We start from the raw sequence: 17,299 nt of genomic DNA on the forward strand, positions 1-17,299 counted from the left end.
GTGAGGTTAACTACATGCAGTCATTATACCATTACCAAACGCCGCTGGGAGAAGTAACCATGATCAGCGATGAGCATTACTTATTTGGATTATGGTTTACAGATCAAAAATATTTGGGGGCGGGGTTTGATTTAGGTTCAATACCGATTAATCAATCCGGTCCCATTAAACTGGCCATCAATTGGTTAACTGATTATTTTAATGGTGATAATCCTGATGTTGCAATGGTTCCATTGAGTCCCCAGGTGACTGATTTTAGAAATCGGGTTTTACGGGAGTTAATTAAGGTGCCATATGGCCAAACTGCAACTTACAAATCTATTTCAGATTCACTTCAAGCGAATCAGGCGAATAAACGAAACTTATCAAGAGCAGTGGGTGGTGCCGTTGGCCATAATCCAATTGCATTAATTATTCCATGCCACCGAATTATCGGAAGTAACGGTAAGCTTACAGGCTATGCGGGTGGCATTGATCGGAAACGATTCTTGTTAGCATTAGAAAATACAAATTAAAAAACGTTTGACTTCCTCAACTGGTAGTCAGACGTTTTTATTTGCGACGATAGTTATTAATTCTTAATTTGGTTCCGAATACCATTTGAGCAGTACCAGTCCAATTGGCAATTAATACGTAAATGATTAAGATGATGATTCCGTAAATCCCCAGGTAAATAAAACTAGTTAATCGCGTCAACGGTTCGAAAATTTGTTGAACCGTAAAGTAGTATCCGCTCATGATGATAATTAGGATTGAGTTAGCGAATAAGATTGGGACTAGTGATCCTAACCTTACATCATATAATTGGTTTAACTTGATGTAAGCTAACAGTAAGATCATTAGGAATGCAAAGTCGGTTGCAAGAAGGGCCCCGCTTGCACCGAATAGTTTTAGGAGGGGGAACTGGAGAATTAGTTTAATAATAATCCCCACTGTCATGTAGCTGACCGCTTTTTTACTGGCGTGGAGCGCCTGCATCAGAGTTAGGCCGTTAATTGCTAGCCCTAAGAAAATACTTTGAATAATATTTTGGATTAAATAATAGGTTCCCACTGTATCATGGGTAAATAATACGGTGTAAATTGGACCAGCCGCAAATCCACCCACGATTATAATTGGAAGAAGAAAAAATAAAAGTAATCGATAGTTCTCGATTAGTAGCTGCCTAATTTTGCCCCACTCTTTTTTGGCATGGAGCTCTGAAAATAACGGTAAACTAGTTTCAGAAACTGACGTAACTAGTGAGATAATAATGGTGGTAATCTTACTAGGGTTAGCTGATGAAACGGTATACAGATAATTAACGTAGTCTGAGTTCAAGTGGTTGATATTGACTAAAACCTGCTTGAAAAACACCTGGTCAATCAACTGACTAATTGTAATACAAGATCCTACAATTACAAATGGAATTGAAGCATACCAAAGGCCCAGAATCGTGGAAGTAACGTTCGTTAATCGCCTAGGGCGACTAGTGACCATTTGTTTACGATACTCACCTCTTTTAAGGTTGCCGTAAAAGAATAGGTACGCATAGCTGATAATTGATCCAACGAACGCACCGAAAACGCTAAAGTAAACTGCAATTATATAATTATAATGGAGTACCTTAATAATAATAAATGTAGCAATGATGATAAACAGAACCCTTGAAAGTTGTTCCCAGAGTTGAGAAATTCCATACGGCTTCATATCATTATGACCCTGAAACCAGCCCCTAATCATGCTCATTGATGGCAACAAGATGATTGCTGGGACTAACATGCGAATCGAAGTGACCGCTTGGCTAACAGATTGAACCGGGCTGTTTTGAGCAATAATGGGTGCAATCAGGTATAAAATGGCCCCACAAGCGATCCCGGTGATTGTCATAATCAGAAACGCTAGCTTAGTGACGTAGACACTATCTAAATATTGATTTCTGGAGTCTAATGATGCAACTTTTCTGGCAATTACCGATGGTAATCCGGCCGTACCAACTGCAATTAGCAGTGCGTATGGCGTATATGAAGCGTTAAAAACGGCCTGTGCATTTAATTGATCATTATAACTGCCAATCATCATTAACCAGGGGACCAGGTAAGCAATTCCTAAGATCCTGGATACAATGCTTCCAAAGGACAGCCAAAATGATCCTGATAACATTTTTTGATTCAAAAGAATACCTCTAATTCTAAATCCTAATTTATTGTTAATTAATTTAAATCAAGCGTTAAGTTTTACAAAATTTATTATAGCATACCGACTTTTGTAAAGTTGATTAACAAATTCATTCAATTGAAAATCATAATGACGCAAATTCGCATTTTTTGTTTTTGAAAAACTCATTTGGGCTTCAACTTGATGTATAATTAACTAAGATTTTGGGGGTGAAATTTTGAATCGATGTTTCAAGTCCTGGTATCACTTTATGAAAAGTGGTCAGTATAAAAAAGAGGAAGAAAAGGATAGTCAAACCGATGGTAACGATTATTACCAGGGCCATCCAACAAATGAATTTCAGCGTGGATACGATCAGGCATGGCATGATGACATTACCGAACAGTACCTCTTAAAGCATAAATTAATGATGAAAATTTTTAATTATTATCGTAATAAACGTTATCAGCGGAGTGCTGAATATAATCGGGGATACGATGAGTTTTTAAATCGAAATAATGGTTAGGGGGTTTACAATGTTTAAGAAAATAATTTTATTTGGCCTAATCGTTCCTATAATGGTGGTGCAATTTCCGGTGGCAGTGACCCATGCTAAGGCCACTAAGGGACAAATCGTTAAAACTCTCCACCGAATTAACGTTTATCGTGGGAAAGAATTTAGAAGCTCGCCTAAGGTCGGAACCTATCCAGTTGGCAAGAAAATTCCGGTTAAGCGGGTTGTGACTGCTGGGGGGATGACGCGGTTTCAGCTAGTCAATGGTCATTACATTACTGCTAATAAAAAATATGTTCAATTAATTCATTAATTAATATATTGTTACCGACGTTTTTAATATACATTTTATTGATATTGTGTAATAATGAAGTTGTTTTTGAAAATAGGATTTTGGAGGTAATTGGAATGGATAAAATGAAATTACATAACTTTAAAAATAATCGTAAATTGTTTGTTTTAGGGGCAGTTACACTTGGTGTCTTAACGACTGGGTATGCTGAAAATAAAGCTCCTGTATATGCACATGCTGATACTACTAGTGCTGCTAGCGCTACTAGTACGACTAGCTCATCAAGCGCCACTAGTGCTGCCAGTACTACTAGCGCCACTAGTTCCACTAGCAGTGTTGCAACTAGTCAAAGTGCCGCTCAAGCTAATTTAGCTAGTTACCGCAGTAGTACCTTAGCATCCATTCAAGCTAGCTTCTCAGTAGCTGGTTCAGTGGCTAGCGCTGCTAGTGCTACTTTATCAGATAATAATGATTCAATTAGTGATGACTTTGCTCAATTAAGTGACACCTACGCTGATGCAACTGCAGCTAACCAAAAGAAATATGGTAGTCTTGCTAACAGCGCTGCTGCATTTAAATCTTATCGGGACTACGCTAAACAGGCCTTTAGTGGATTTAACAGCGCCACTAGTGACTTTAACAATGCGATTGTAAATGCTAGAAACTTAGTGAGCCAATTTGCACAGGTTGATAGTCAAGCAGCAGCTGGTAATATTTCTGCTAGCTATGAAACATCCGTAACTAATTCACTAGTTGCCCAAGGATCTAGTCAAGCAAGCACTGCTAATAGTGCTGCTTACTACACTAGCAGTGTTGCTGATGCCGTTTCATCATTTGCTGATGATTATGAAAATACGGTTAATTCACTAACTACTAAGCTAAGTAGTAAAGCCACTACTTCAAAGAAGACCACCAAGGCTAAAGTTGCTAAGGCCAAGAGTGATGTTAAGAAGTACAAGGCCAATGTAAAGAAGGCTAAGACCACTAAGGCAAAGGCTACTGCTCAAAAAGCGTTAAAGAAAGCTAAAGCACAACTCAAAAAGTTAACTAAGTAATTATTGATAATTAAAAATTAAATATTAGTTATTAATAAAGCCCATTCGGTAGTTTCACACCGAGTGGGCTTTTAATTTGGTCATTTGGTCATTATTTTAAGAAAATGTGTATAGCACTTATTATCATCTTGATATAGCAGTGGATTAAAAATTAACCGCATCTAAATCCTCCGAGATTGATTAAATGGCAAGCTTATTAGTGAAGCCGGTTTTAAAAATAAAGGAAAAAGAAAACCTCTTCAATATCACGTTTTATTATTTCCAACCCCCACTTTTCAATATGATTGAATAGTTTAAAGCCCTTTTTTGGTGTTTCGTTAATTTTTTTAATGTTAGTATCGTTTGCATTTGTCATAATCATCCACTCCTAATTGGTTTATAAAAATTAAAAACGTCCTCCATGAATTGACTAGCTCCAATAGCTATATTCATGAAAGGACGTTTTTTCAACGTGGTACCACCTTTATTTACTGATCAGTATAGTTATCAGCCTCGCTAAACACATAAGTGTTAGATTGCTATAAAGGGAATCAACCTGAATTTCTCGAAAAAAATTCAACCGAATGTAATCTTTTGACTGATCAGACATTACATTCTTTCACCACATGAATGCTCGCTATCAAATGACTGGTCGGTTACTAATATATACATCGTTTTATCTAATATGAGTGGATAATATATGAATTATTTTAATCTGTCAAAATATTTTAAGCCCTAATTCCACATTTAATGGCTAAAAAAGCCTTAATATCAATAGTTAGCGTTAAATTTATCATTTTTTTGGGTTTTACAAGATGTATTTTTGATAATTTACCATGCTGATTTGAATCGTTTTATTTGAGAATGAATTCATCTCATTTTTTAATGATCTCTCGACCTAATTTTAGTTTTTTCAAATTTTTTTGAAAAAATTTTTATTTTTTATTTTTTGGGTTGGTGATTTTAAATCGATTATTGTTATAACAAGGTTTTAAGGATTAGATTTACTAATCTATAAAATTGTATACGTTCTAATTATGAAACATAAAGCAATTTATTGTTTCGTAAAATGCGATATATTGGCAATTATTATATCTTGTACGACTTTTATTGAAAATTGATAGTGCTATACTTCGTGATATCGATAAGTCATCAACAGCTAATTAGTTGATTAGTAAGTGATTAAAATCAATTAATAAAAATGGTTGACGAATTGATTTTATTAGTTTATTCTAATAAACATTAAATCAAAAGTTAATATTAAAAATCATTTTAAATACATGAAAAAGTAAAATTTAAGAATTTTTCAGAGAGCATTGATTAGTTGAAACAATGTACTTTCTTAAAGGTTGAAAAATCTGTATTAGTTTGAGCTTTTCTAGAGGAGCTTGGGTGTGACGACCTTTATCTGCGTCTGAGTATAAGCATTTAGTTGTCGTACTCAAAGAGGTTGATTACGTGAGTAGTCAGCGAATAAAGGTGGTACCGCGTTAAAACGTCCTTTCCTAAACTAAGTTATTCAATAACTTAGTTTAGGAAAGGACGTTTTTTTTGTAAATTTATATTGAAATGGAGTGTTGGTTATGACAACTAGTAATGATAAGATGATTCAGATTTTTGATACTTCCCTTCGTGATGGTGAACAAACCATTGGAGTTAACTTCTCAATCGAGCAAAAGATTCAAATTGCTAAGCAGCTAGAAAAATGGGGCGTTGATATCATTGAAGCAGGATTTCCAGTTGCTTCTCCTGACGACTTTAAAGCCGTTAAAGCGGTTGCGGAAAATGTTGATCATGCTTGTGTTACCGGATTAGCCAGAGCCAAAAAGGCAGACATCGATGCATGTGTTGAAGCAACTAAGAATGCTAAGAACAAACAAATCCATGTGTTCATCGGAACGAGCCCAATCCATCGTGAATATAAATTGCATATGACTAAGGCTGAAAACTTAGCAGTAATTCGGAAGTGCGTTAGTTACGCTAATCAATTCTTCGATAAGGTGCAGTTTTCACCGGAAGATGCAACCAGAACTGAACCAGAATACTTAGTAGAAGCAATTAACGTAGCAATTGATGCTGGGGCAACGGTAATCAACATTGCTGACACCGTTGGTTATACCAATCCAATTGAATTCGGAAGGTTATTCGATTACATGCGTGCTAACGTTCCACGCTTTGATGATGTGATTTTCTCAGTTCATTGCCATGATGACTTAGGAATGTCCGTTGCAAATGCAATTGCCGGCGTGGAACATGGCGCATCCAGAATTGAAGGAACTGTGAATGGAATTGGGGAACGGGCTGGTAACACCGCCCTTGAAGAAGTGGCTGCTGCGTTTATGGTCCGGAGTGATTACTACCCATATAAGACCAATATTAACTTAAAAGCAACGAAGGAAACTGCTGATATGATCAGTGAATTTACCAGGATGCCAATTCCACATAATAAAGCAATCATCGGTCAAAACGCATTTTCTCATGAATCAGGAATTCACCAAGATGGAATGCTAAAGAACCGGAACACATATGAAATCTTAACCCCAGAGTCAGTTGGAATGGATGCTACCCACATCATATTAGGAAAACTATCTGGTTCACATGCGGTAATGCAAGAATTACAAAAGATGGGATATGAAGTTGATCGAGAAGCAATGGCAACAATTTTCCCAGAATTTAAAAGGGTTGCCGATAAACAACCCATTGTAAACGATCACGACCTGGCTTCAATTATGAAAAAGATAGGGGTGGTTGCGAATGCCAAATAGAATTACCGTTTTAGATGGTGACTACATCGGTCCAGAAATTATGAAGGCTGGATTACAAGTGCTGGCAGCAGTTACCAAAGATTCGGATTTTGAATATCAAATTACCCACGCCCCCTTTGGTGGCCAGGCAATTGATGAAGTGGGAGAGCCACTTCCACAAACAACAGTTGATGAATGTAAGAACAGTGATGCGGTTTTACTTTCCGCAATCGGGGGACCGAAATGGGATCAATGTCCAAAGCGGCCGGAACAAGGATTGTTAGCAATTCGAAAGGCGTTAAACCTATTTGCTAACATTCGACCCACTAAGATTTCTAAAGCAATGATGGAATATTCACCATTGAAGAAAATCTCACCAGTTGATTTTGTAATTGTAAGAGAACTGACCAGTGGAATTTACTTCGGTGAACCGCGTGAAAAGAATGCTGACGATGCTTTTGATACCATGCGCTACACTAAAAACGAAATTAAACGGGTCACTAAGATTGCGTTTGAGATGGCTCAGGGTCGTAACCATAAGGTAACGTTAGTTGATAAATCAAACGTGTTAGCAACTAGTAAGTTCTGGCGAGAAATCGTTGGCGAGATGGCCAAGCAATATCCAGATGTAGAAGTAGATTATTGCTACGTTGATGCAGCAGCTATGAAGATCATTAGTAACCCTGCTCAGTTTGATGTTATTTTAACAGAAAATTTATTTGGGGACATTTTAAGTGATGAAGCCGCTCAGATTACCGGTTCATTAGGAACGATTCCTTCAATGAGTAAGGGAGATGGGCAGGTTGCCCTATACGAACCAATTCATGGTTCTGCTCCAGATATTGCTGGAAAGGGAATCGCTAATCCATTTTCAATGATTAATTCCGTAGCAATGATGCTTGAAAATTCATTTGGTAGAAAAGACTTGGCAATAAGAATCGAAGATGCCGTTAACCAAGCGGTAGCAGCAAAAGTTGTCACCCCTGACTTAGGTGGCAATTATCAAACTCAAGCGGTGACCAACGCCGTAATTCAAAATATAGAAAGGGTGGGAGTAGCATGTCAAAAACAATGATTGATAAAATTTGGGATCAACATGTAATTGAAGGAACAGAAGGTGAACCGCAATTATTATACGTTGATCTTCACTTGTTGCATGAAGTAACCTCCCCCCAAGCATTTGAAGGCCTTCGTGAAAACAACCGTCCGGTACGCCGCACTGACCGCACGTTCGCTACGATGGATCACAACGTACCAACCGTTGATATCTTCAACGTTAAGGATATGATTTCTAAGCGTCAGATTGAAACGCTCGCTAAAAACTGCGAAGACTTTAACGTTCGGCTAGCTGATATGGGGCATGCAGACCAAGGAATCATCCATGCAATCGGACCTCAACTAGGACTAACCCAACCGGGAATGATCATTGTATGTGGTGATTCACACACAGCAACCCACGGATCATTTGGTTCAATTGCATTCGGGATTGGGACTAGTGAAGTAGAACACGTGCTAGCAACGCAAACGATTTGGCAAACCAAGCCCAAGAAGATGGGGATTCGTGTTCATGGCAAAATGCCTAACGGAGTGTTTGCTAAGGACGTCATCATGGGAATCATCGCCCGCGAAGGAGTTTCATTCGGGACTGGATATGGAGTTGAATTCTACGGAGATACGATTCGCAATATGGAAATGGAGGAACGGATGACGCTTTGTAACATGGCCATCGAAGGTGGCGCCAAGATGGGGTGTGTCGAATCCGATCAAAAGACATTCGATTACGTGCGGGGCCGGAAATACGCACCTAAGAATATGGATAAGGCAATTGAGTATTGGAAACAATTTAAGACCGATGATGAAAGCGCCTTTGATAAGATTATTGATCTAGACGCAACTCAGTTGGCACCATTCGTTTCATGGGGGACCAACCCGGGAATGGCAATTCCAATTGATGATGTTACACCTGAAATTAAAAACAGCGATGACAAAAAGGCTTACGACTATGTCGGGCTTCAACCAGGGACTTCCCTAAAGGATGTGGATATTAAATGGGCGTTCTTTGGATCATGTACTAACGGTCGGCTATCCGACTTGAAGATTGCCGCTAGCATTCTAAAGGGGCGCCACATTGCGAAGGGCTTAACCGCCTGGGTGGTACCAGCATCCAGAACCATTAAGGAAACCGCTGAAAAAATGGGCATTGATAAAATCTTTAAGGACGCGGGTTGTGAATGGCGCGAACCAGGATGCTCAGCCTGTTTAGGAATGAATCCGGATCACGTTCCGGCAGGAGTACATTGTGCATCAACGTCTAACCGGAATTTTGAAGGGCGGCAAGGAGCTGGTTCTAGAACCCACTTAGCTAGTCCAGCAATGGTTGCAGCAGCAGCGATTCATGGCCACTTCATTGACATTAGAGAGGAAGCGATTTAATTGGAAAAAATTACGGTTTTCACCTCAACTTCAGTGCCACTAATGAACGATAACATCGATACGGATCAATTAATCCCCAAGCAATTTCTAAAAAACATCTTAAAAACCGGGTTTGGCAAAAACCTACTATATGATTGGCGATACATAAAACCAAATGTTCCCAATCCGGACTTTATTTTAAATAAACCAGAACGGCAAGGCGCACAAATCTTAGTTACCGGCGATAACTTTGGCTGCGGATCCTCAAGAGAACATGCCGTTTGGGCACTAAAGGACTATGGCTTTAGAGTGATTATTGCTGGTGGATACAGTGATATCTTCTATATGAATAGTACTAAGAATGGGGTATTAGCAATTAGAATGCCCAAGGGACAACGTGAATTCTTAGCTCAGCTACCCGCAGACCAAGAAATGACGATTGACTTAATCCATCAAAAGGTAATTGCCGATGGGAAAGAGTTTAGCTTTGATATTGATGAAAAAATCAAGCATAAGCTGGTTAATGGATTGGACGACATTGCAATTACGATGGATTACATGGATAAAATCAAGGCTTACGAAAGTAAAATGCCAAACTTTAACTAATATGGGAGTTGAACAATAATGACAAAACTAGAAGTAAAAGACCTTCACGTTAGCTTTATTGATGAAGAAGAAGAAATTGAAAAGGAGATTTTAAAGGGGGTTAACTTGACCATCAATACGGGTGAAACCCATGCCATCATGGGGCCGAACGGGACTGGTAAATCAACGTTATCCGAAACGATCATGGGGAATCCAGCTTACACGGTTACAAGTGGCGACGTAATGATTGATGGGCAAAGCATCTTAGATAAGACGGTTGACGAGCGGGCCCGGGCCGGGTTATTTCTAGCAATGCAATATCCAGCGGAAATCAAGGGAATTACAAATGCTGAATTTATTCAAGCAGCGGTAAATGCAAGACGTCCTGAGGATGATCCAGTTCCGATTCGCGAATTCTTATCTAGACTGGATAAGAGTGCCAAGATCTTAAACATGAGTGATTCAATGGTGGAACGGTATTTAAACGAAGGGTTCTCCGGTGGTGAAAAAAAGCGGAATGAAATTCTTCAAATGATGATGATCAAACCTAAGTTCTCAATCTTAGATGAAATTGATTCCGGACTAGATATTGACGCTCTGCAAGTTGTTTCACGGGGGGTAAACTCGATGGACAGCAGTCAGTTAGGAACGTTAATGATTACCCACTACCAACGAATCTTAAACTACATTAAACCAGACTTTGTGCATGTAATGATGGGCGGCCGGGTCGTTAAGACTGGGGATGCTAGCTTAGCTGCCGAACTAGAAAATAATGGTTACGCTTCCTTACGTGATGAGTTAGGACTAGATATTGATTTGACTGACGAAAACGTCTAGGAGGTGCCAGCAATGATCAAGGATAAGTTTATGCGTCAAATGACCCCCACAATGATTAAGGACGCGGTGTTTGAAGATGAACCAGAATGGATGACTGAATTTCGGGTAAATGCTTTTGAACAAATGGCTTCATTAGATTTACCAAAGTTCGATAAGATGGACTATCATGCATGGCGCTTTATTAGCCACCCGAGTCAACATCCCGCAACAAAAACCGAAATTACAGATGCAGTTCAAGCTGAGATTGATAAATACGAAATCGCCACCGTGGGAAGTCGCACCGTGCGGAGTCAACCTAACGATGAAATGGTCGATAACGACGTCATCTGTTGTGACTTCCAATCGGCATTTCAAAACTACCCCGAATTAATTAAGCCCTATTTAATGCAAAACGAGCAAATGCAAAAGGATCGGTTAAACTGCTTAGAAAGTTCTTTAACCAACAACGGGATTTTTATTTACGTTCCGCAAAACGTGAAGTTAACGATGCCAATCAAGGTATTCATGGCTGAAAATAATTTTAAAGCCGCATCAACGTTCAGCCGGGTCATTGTCGTTGCTGATGAGGGGAGTAAGTTTGACGTTGTCCAAAAATTAAGTAGCGTTGGTGACCAAAAAAAGGTAACCCATGTGAACATTGAAGTCCATGCCAAAGCTAATAGTAACGTTCAATTTTTCTCACTAGATTCAATTGGAGCATCAAACACTGCCTTCGTTATGCGGCATGCCCGGGTCGACAAACGCGCGAAGATGAATTGGATGATTGGATCGTTTAATGATAGTAATACCATTTCTGATATTGCTACCGACTTAGTTGGCGAGGGTTCAAGCGGAAACACCAGAATCGTATCAATCGCTAATCATAGCCAACAACAAGGAATTAACACCAGAATTACCAATTATGGTCGGCATTCTGATGGTGAAATTAGTCAACGAGGCGCTATCTTAGACCGCGCTAAAATTGTTTTTAACGGGGTTGGTAAGGTTGCTCACGGTGCCCATGGCGCTAACAACCAACAGGAAAACAGCGTTTTGATGCTATCAGATGAGGCTAGTGGTGATGCGAACCCAATCCTCCTAATTGATGAAAATGATGTGATTGCCGGTCATAAGGCCAGCATCGGAAAAATTGACGAACGCCAATTATATTACCTAATGAGTCGGGGAATTAAACCAGAAATTGCTAAGAAGTTGGTAATTAGGGGCTTCTTAGGAATTATTCTTTCCCACATTCCTTCTCAATCAATTAAAGCGCAGATGATTAACATTATTGAAGGGAAGCTTGCCAATGATTAAAAGCGAAGTTAAAACTGATTTTCCGATTTTAAAACGGATGGTAAACGGTGAACCAATGGTTTACCTGGATAACGCAGCGACATCCCAAAAGCCCCAGTCAGTAATTGACAAGCTCACCGACTACTACGTGAGCACTAACGCAAACGTGCATCGCGGGGTTAGCACCATTTCAGTTCAAGCCACTGACGAATACGAAGCAGCGCGAAGTGCTACCGCCAGTTTTATTAACGCCCCGAGTAGCCGCAACATCGTGTTTACCCGGTCAACGACCGAAAGTTTGAACTGGATTGCTTCTGGGTATGCTGATAATGTTATTCAACCCGGTGATGAGATTGTCATTACCGTTGCTGAACACCACAGTAACATCGTTCCATGGCAACAAGTTGCTAAAAGACACCATGCAACTTTAAAGTACGTTACCCTAGCTGCGAATGGTCAGATTGACATGGCGGATGCTAAACAAAAGATCACTGATCGCACCAAAATCGTTTCAATCAACCAGGTGTCGAACGTAATGGGCGCCATTAATCCAGTTACACAGATTAGTGAAATTGCCCATCAGCACGGAGCGGTCATGGTGGTAGACGCAGCCCAATCTGCTCCGCATATTCCAATTGATGTCCAAGCCATTGATGCAGACTTCCTGGCGTTTTCAGGTCACAAGATGTTAGGACCGACTGGGATTGGGGTGTTATACGGCAAGGCGGAACGGTTAGCTGAAATGCAACCGGTGCAATTCGGTGGTGAAATGATTGATATGGTGACCCAGCAAACGGCGACCTTTCAACCAGCACCATTAAAATTTGAAGCCGGAACGCCTAACATTGCTGGCGCAATTGGGCTCCATGCAGCCATTGACTACCTAAACCAAATTGGCATGGCTGAAATTCATCGGCATGACCAGGAATTAACCAAGCGTTGCATTGATAAAATGAAGCAGATTCCGGGAATCATCATCTACGGCGATGATGATCCGGTTAACCATAACGGAGTGGTAACCTTCAACGTTGCTGGAATTCATCCCCACGACGTTGCAACCGGATTAGATATGGAAGGAATCGAAGTTCGCGCTGGACATCACTGTGCACAACCATTAATGAATTACATCGGGGTAGAATCCACCGTCCGGGTGAGTTTTTACTTCTATAATAGTAACGCTGATGTAGACCGGTTTATTAAAGCATTAGAAACGGTAAAGGAGTTTTTTGCCAATGAGTTTGATGAAGCTGAACCAACTATATAGAAGCGTCATCTTGGATCATGCTAATCACCCCAGAAACTTTGGGGAACTAGCAACTCGCACTTCAGACTTAGTTTTAAGAAACCCCAGTTGTGGGGATATTATTAACGTTCAGATTCAAGTTGAGGCTAACCAGATTAGGGCAATTAAGTTTCGGGGCAGCGGATGCACAATTTCAAACGCCTCCGCAAGTATTATGACCACCATGGTCAAGGGAAAGTCCCTCGCAGCAGCTCGACGGATAATCAATTTATTCTTGGATAACATTGTGAATAAGGAGATTAAAGAAGATGAGCAGGATCAATTAGGGGATGCACTATTACTTAGTAACGTTGCTAAGTTCCCCACTCGCATTCGTTGCGCCACACTTAGTTGGCACGCCCTAGCAGATTTAATTGATGAGCAAGAAGGAGTGAAAATTAATGACTGATATTGCAGAAGTATTGCCAGATAAAGATTACGAATTTGGGTTCCATGATGATGTTAAACCAGTATTTTCAACCGGGGAAGGATTAAACGAAGATATCATTCGTCAAATTTCCAAGGAAAAGAACGAACCCGAATGGATGCTTGAATACCGGTTAAATTCATACCATACCTACCTTAAGATTGAGGATCCGCCATTCGGGCCTGACCTAAGTGGAATGGATTTAGACCACATGAAGTACTACCAGAAATCAACCGATAAAAAGTACCGGGATTGGAATGACGTTCCTGAAAAAATTAAGGAAACGTTCGATCGGATTGGGGTTCCAGAAGCAGAACGGAAGTACCTAGCTGGCTCATCCGCCCAATACGAATCTGAATCTGTTTATCACCACATGAAAGATGAATTAGATAAGCAGGGAATTATCTTTACCGATACTGATACCGCATTGCAAAAGTACCCAGAACTATTTAAAAAGTGGTTCGGGAAGTTAATTAAACCAACCAACAATAAGTTTGCAGCTCTTAACGGAGCGGTTTGGTCCGGTGGAACCTTCATTTACGTTCCGAAGGGGGTCGTCGTTTCCGCACCAATTCAAACCTACTTCAGAATCAACGCTGCCAATTCCGGACAATTTGAAAGAACGCTAATTATTGTTGATGAACATGCCCATTTGGAATACGTAGAAGGTTGTACAGCACCTACATATAATTCTGATAGCCTACACGCTGCAGTTGTTGAGGTCAATGTACTGCCACATGCCTACTGTCGATACACCACGATTCAAAACTGGTCCAACAATGTTTATAGCCTGGAAACTAAACGGGCGCAAGCACTGGAAGACGCAGTCATGGAATGGGTGGACGGAAACCTAGGATCCAAGGTCACCATGAAGTACCCTTCAGTTTACTTGAACGGACGGGGCGCTAAGGGGACGATGTTATCGATTGCCGTTGCCGGAAATAATATTAAGTCCGATACCGGAGCCCAGATGATTCATAACGCACCGGATACTTCCTCTTCAATCATCTCGAAGTCCATCGCTAAGGATGGTGGTTCAGTTGATTACCGTGGAAAGGTCCGGTTTGCAAAGAACAGTCCTGGCTCGCACTGTCACGTTGAATGTGACACGATCATTATGGATGATCAATCAACCAGTGACACGATTCCATACAACGAAATTTATAATAGTGACGTTTCAATGGAACACGAAGCAAAGGTTTCAAAGATCTCAGAAGAACAATTGTACTACTTGATGTCACGCGGCATCACGGAACAAAAAGCAACTGAGATGATTATTATGAGCTTCATCGAACCATTTACTAAGGAGCTTCCAATGGAATACGCAGTTGAATTAAACCGGTTGATTAGCTTTGAAATGGAAGGTTCAATTGGATAAAGGTGGGAATTAAAATGGAAATTGAAAAGAATAAGTATACTGATGCGCTAGAAAACGTGATTGACCCAGAACTATACATTGATATTGTGAACTTAGGGTTGATTTATCGAATCGATGTTGATGAAGAACATCACTGTACGGTTACGATGACGTTAACGATTATGGGGTGTCCATTAAGTGACTATCTTTTTGATCAAATTAAGGAACAACTAATTGGTTTCCCGGAAATTAACGACGTAAAGGTAAACTTAATTTGGAATCCGGCATGGTCAATCGATAATATGTCACGTGAAGCACGAATGCAACTAGGAATTCATTAGCAACAATAATGATTTAATTTGAGAGGAAGTGGTAGCAATGAAGGTGAATATGGTTTCAGATGAAGCGATTGAAGATCAAGTCGTGATGAATAGTAAATTTAAGAGTTGGGGTTCCAAGGCCAAGAAATGGATGATGGTGGTGGGCCCAGGATTAATTGTGATGCTGGCTGACACCGATGCGGGTTGTTTGATTACAGCGGCCCAATCCGGAGCAAGTTTTGGGTATTCGATGGTTTTACCGCAAATCCTCCTAATCCCAATTCTATTCATGGTTCAAGAAATTACAGTTCGACTTGGAATTGTTACCAAGAAGGGGCACGGCGAATTGATCCGTGAGTACTTCGGTAAAAAATGGGCATACATATCTTCAATTACATTGATGATATCGACAATTGGGGCTTTGATAACTGAGTTCATTGGAATTGCCGGAGTTGGTGAATTATTTGGAATTTCTAAGTGGCTCACCGTCCCATTTAGTACCATTATGCTAATTATGATTGCATTTATGGGAAGTTACCGGCGGGTTGAAAAAATTGGAATTTTATTTGGGATTTTCGAACTCACCTTCATCATCGGAATCTTTATGGTGCACCCAAACATGAATTCAATTATTGAAGGAATTCAATCGGTACCACTTCATGATTCATCTTATGTTTATCTAATTGCTGCTAACGTTGGTTCAGTAATTATGCCATGGATGATTTTCTACCAACAAAGTGCCGTCGTTGATAAGGATCTAAAGCCTAGCATGATTAAGAAGGAACAGACTGATACCCTAGTGGGCACCTTCATTACCCAGGGAATTATGATTGGGTTCGTGGCCCTTTTTGCTGCCACTGTATTTCGAGACCACGCTAAAGCAACTGAAGAAACGGTTGGGGACCTAGTGAACTCACTTTCCGCATACATTGGCTCAGGTGCTGCTAAGGCAATCCTTGGCTCCAGTATCCTAGGGGGCGCCCTAGTTGCAGCGATTGTTGTAGTGCTAGCTGGAACTTGGGGAATGACGGAAGTCCTTAACTGGAAGCACAGTTTGAACGAACGGCTTAACCGTTCTAACGTTGGTTTTTATAGTATGTACGCAATTGTATTGATTTTTAGTGCCGTCCTAGTATTGCTTAACAGAAACCTTGTTTCAATTGCAATTACCGTCGAAGTTGTAAACGCATTGATGATTCCAATCGTGCTAGGGTTCCTATTGTTGCTAGAAGCAAAGGCCCTGCCAAAGCAGTTTCGGATGAAGGGCCTTTACAAGTACACGGTAATTAGCTTCTCACTAGTGGTAATGGCATTTGGCGTCTACATGATCGGTCCCGCACTTGGGGTGTTCTAAAAATAAACTAAAAGTAAGGGAAGATTTAATATGAAAATTACAGAAAATGTATTCATTAATCCGTTAGAAAACGTTAGAAGTTACGGAATTAGTGAATTAAAGCAAGCCGGCTTTAAGAATCGATTATTTCAGGTAGCCCATTTAGCTGCCATCCGGGCAGTTGACTTAAGCGAATATTATTCACCGTCAGAATTAGAAGAAATGGCGCCGAAGGACAAGGCCGCTAAACAAACTGAAATTGCGAATCACTTTTTCGATAATGATAGTGTGACTTTAAATGAAGTAGAGCGGAACTCCACGTTAACCCATTATTTAAGGGATTGGTACGGCCATGATCTTGGGATGAACGAACAGGAAAGTGCGGTTAACATGGCAAAGCACGTCCACGGATTCTTTGATAACGGTGATTACTGGTACTACTTATCACGGGTTAAGTTAAGTTCCGAGCAATTTGATACTGATTTATTAGATGGAACTGGCGATGGATCAGCAGTTGATTATTTCACGACTTACTTCACAAAGGGAGACAAGTACATGAATGAAGCAACTGAGGACGGGCGTGATGAAAAGTGGGTTCGCAATGTGTTTACCCAAAGAATTAAAAACGCAACTAGTAGTTTAGGAAACGAACGGTTAACCACCCTTGCATATCAATTTAAGGATGACGACGACGTTTATAACGCCATTAGGAGCAATCAAGATTAACCCTCGTTAGCAATCATGGGAATGG

The 17,299-nt window shown here is 40.3% G+C and carries 18 protein-coding genes; 16 read left to right on the forward strand and 2 right to left on the reverse strand.

Annotation, left to right across the window (positions count from 1 at the left end; all coding sequences use genetic code 11):
• Positions 1–14: 14 nt before the first annotated feature.
• Positions 15–515: a methylated-DNA--[protein]-cysteine S-methyltransferase gene (locus HZL42_RS07310; RefSeq protein WP_219282999.1), complete on the forward strand. Its 501-nt coding sequence runs from the start codon at positions 15–17 to the stop codon at positions 513–515.
• A 37-nt stretch (positions 516–552) separates the two neighbouring features.
• Here the strand turns inward: HZL42_RS07310 and HZL42_RS07315 are convergent, their stop codons facing one another.
• The gene (locus HZL42_RS07315) at positions 553–2,154 is read right to left on the reverse strand and encodes a polysaccharide biosynthesis protein (RefSeq protein ID WP_219283000.1); all 1,602 of its coding nucleotides are present in this window, start codon (positions 2,152–2,154) and stop codon (positions 553–555) included.
• A gap of 220 nt (positions 2,155–2,374) precedes the next feature.
• Between HZL42_RS07315 and HZL42_RS07320 the strand changes: the two genes are divergently transcribed.
• The 3 genes from HZL42_RS07320 to HZL42_RS07330 all read left to right on the forward strand — a co-directional run bounded on the left by HZL42_RS07320 (position 2,375) and on the right by HZL42_RS07330 (position 3,997).
• Positions 2,375–2,662, forward strand: coding sequence for a hypothetical protein (locus HZL42_RS07320; protein WP_219283001.1), 288 nt, complete (start codon positions 2,375–2,377; stop codon positions 2,660–2,662).
• Positions 2,663–2,672: 10 nt separating this feature from the next.
• Entirely contained in the window at positions 2,673–2,963 is a 291-nt protein-coding gene (locus HZL42_RS07325) for a DUF5776 domain-containing protein (RefSeq protein ID WP_255552606.1), read from the forward strand.
• 95 nt (positions 2,964–3,058) lie between these two features.
• On the forward strand, positions 3,059–3,997 hold the full coding sequence (locus HZL42_RS07330; RefSeq protein WP_219283003.1) for a hypothetical protein: 939 nt from the start codon (positions 3,059–3,061) through the stop codon (positions 3,995–3,997).
• 211 nt (positions 3,998–4,208) lie between these two features.
• On the opposite strand, the gene HZL42_RS07335 is transcribed toward HZL42_RS07330, so the two are convergent.
• On the reverse strand, positions 4,209–4,352 hold the full coding sequence (locus HZL42_RS07335; protein ID WP_219283004.1) for a hypothetical protein: 144 nt from the start codon (positions 4,350–4,352) through the stop codon (positions 4,209–4,211).
• 1,207 nt (positions 4,353–5,559) lie between these two features.
• Between HZL42_RS07335 and HZL42_RS07340 the strand changes: the two genes are divergently transcribed.
• From HZL42_RS07340 to HZL42_RS07395, 12 genes are read left to right on the forward strand one after another with little or no spacing between them, the layout of a single operon-like run.
• The gene (locus HZL42_RS07340; protein WP_219283005.1) at positions 5,560–6,741 is read left to right on the forward strand and encodes a 2-isopropylmalate synthase; all 1,182 of its coding nucleotides are present in this window, start codon (positions 5,560–5,562) and stop codon (positions 6,739–6,741) included.
• Positions 6,731–7,795 carry a 3-isopropylmalate dehydrogenase gene (gene leuB, locus HZL42_RS07345; RefSeq protein WP_219283006.1) on the forward strand — a complete coding sequence of 355 codons (1,065 nt, stop codon included), beginning with the start codon at positions 6,731–6,733 and terminating at the stop codon, positions 7,793–7,795. Before HZL42_RS07340 ends, leuB begins: the two co-directional genes overlap by 11 nt.
• The gene (gene leuC / locus HZL42_RS07350; protein WP_219283007.1) at positions 7,780–9,153 is read left to right on the forward strand and encodes a 3-isopropylmalate dehydratase large subunit; all 1,374 of its coding nucleotides are present in this window, start codon (positions 7,780–7,782) and stop codon (positions 9,151–9,153) included. Before leuB ends, leuC begins: the two co-directional genes overlap by 16 nt.
• A complete protein-coding gene (gene leuD / locus HZL42_RS07355; RefSeq protein WP_219283008.1) occupies positions 9,154–9,738 on the forward strand; it encodes a 3-isopropylmalate dehydratase small subunit in 585 nt (194 codons plus the stop codon). It begins immediately after the preceding gene.
• A gap of 18 nt (positions 9,739–9,756) precedes the next feature.
• The gene (sufC, locus tag HZL42_RS07360; protein WP_219283009.1) at positions 9,757–10,554 is read left to right on the forward strand and encodes a Fe-S cluster assembly ATPase SufC; all 798 of its coding nucleotides are present in this window, start codon (positions 9,757–9,759) and stop codon (positions 10,552–10,554) included.
• Positions 10,555–10,566: 12 nt separating this feature from the next.
• On the forward strand, positions 10,567–11,850 hold the full coding sequence (gene sufD, locus HZL42_RS07365; protein WP_219283010.1) for a Fe-S cluster assembly protein SufD: 1,284 nt from the start codon (positions 10,567–10,569) through the stop codon (positions 11,848–11,850).
• A complete protein-coding gene (locus HZL42_RS07370) occupies positions 11,843–13,093 on the forward strand; it encodes an aminotransferase class V-fold PLP-dependent enzyme (RefSeq protein WP_219283011.1) in 1,251 nt (416 codons plus the stop codon). The genes sufD and HZL42_RS07370 overlap by 8 nt, the downstream gene beginning before the upstream one ends.
• Positions 13,062–13,520 carry a Fe-S cluster assembly sulfur transfer protein SufU gene (gene sufU / locus HZL42_RS07375; protein WP_219283012.1) on the forward strand — a complete coding sequence of 153 codons (459 nt, stop codon included), beginning with the start codon at positions 13,062–13,064 and terminating at the stop codon, positions 13,518–13,520. The genes HZL42_RS07370 and sufU overlap by 32 nt, the downstream gene beginning before the upstream one ends.
• The gene (gene sufB / locus HZL42_RS07380; RefSeq protein WP_219283013.1) at positions 13,513–14,916 is read left to right on the forward strand and encodes a Fe-S cluster assembly protein SufB; all 1,404 of its coding nucleotides are present in this window, start codon (positions 13,513–13,515) and stop codon (positions 14,914–14,916) included. The genes sufU and sufB overlap by 8 nt, the downstream gene beginning before the upstream one ends.
• A 14-nt stretch (positions 14,917–14,930) precedes the next feature.
• The gene (locus HZL42_RS07385) at positions 14,931–15,236 is read left to right on the forward strand and encodes a metal-sulfur cluster assembly factor (protein ID WP_219283014.1); all 306 of its coding nucleotides are present in this window, start codon (positions 14,931–14,933) and stop codon (positions 15,234–15,236) included.
• A gap of 43 nt (positions 15,237–15,279) precedes the next feature.
• On the forward strand, positions 15,280–16,569 hold the full coding sequence (locus HZL42_RS07390; protein WP_370629306.1) for an NRAMP family divalent metal transporter: 1,290 nt from the start codon (positions 15,280–15,282) through the stop codon (positions 16,567–16,569).
• 30 nt (positions 16,570–16,599) lie between these two features.
• Positions 16,600–17,274 (forward strand): hypothetical protein, encoded by a 675-nt coding sequence (locus HZL42_RS07395; RefSeq protein ID WP_219283015.1) that lies wholly within the window; start codon positions 16,600–16,602, stop codon positions 17,272–17,274.
• Positions 17,275–17,299: the final 25 nt, after the last annotated feature.

Origin of the sequence: Lactobacillus sp. Sy-1 (assembly GCF_019303535.1) — a bacterium.
In the GTDB taxonomy this organism is placed as follows: Bacteria; Bacillota; Bacilli; order Lactobacillales; family Lactobacillaceae; genus Nicoliella.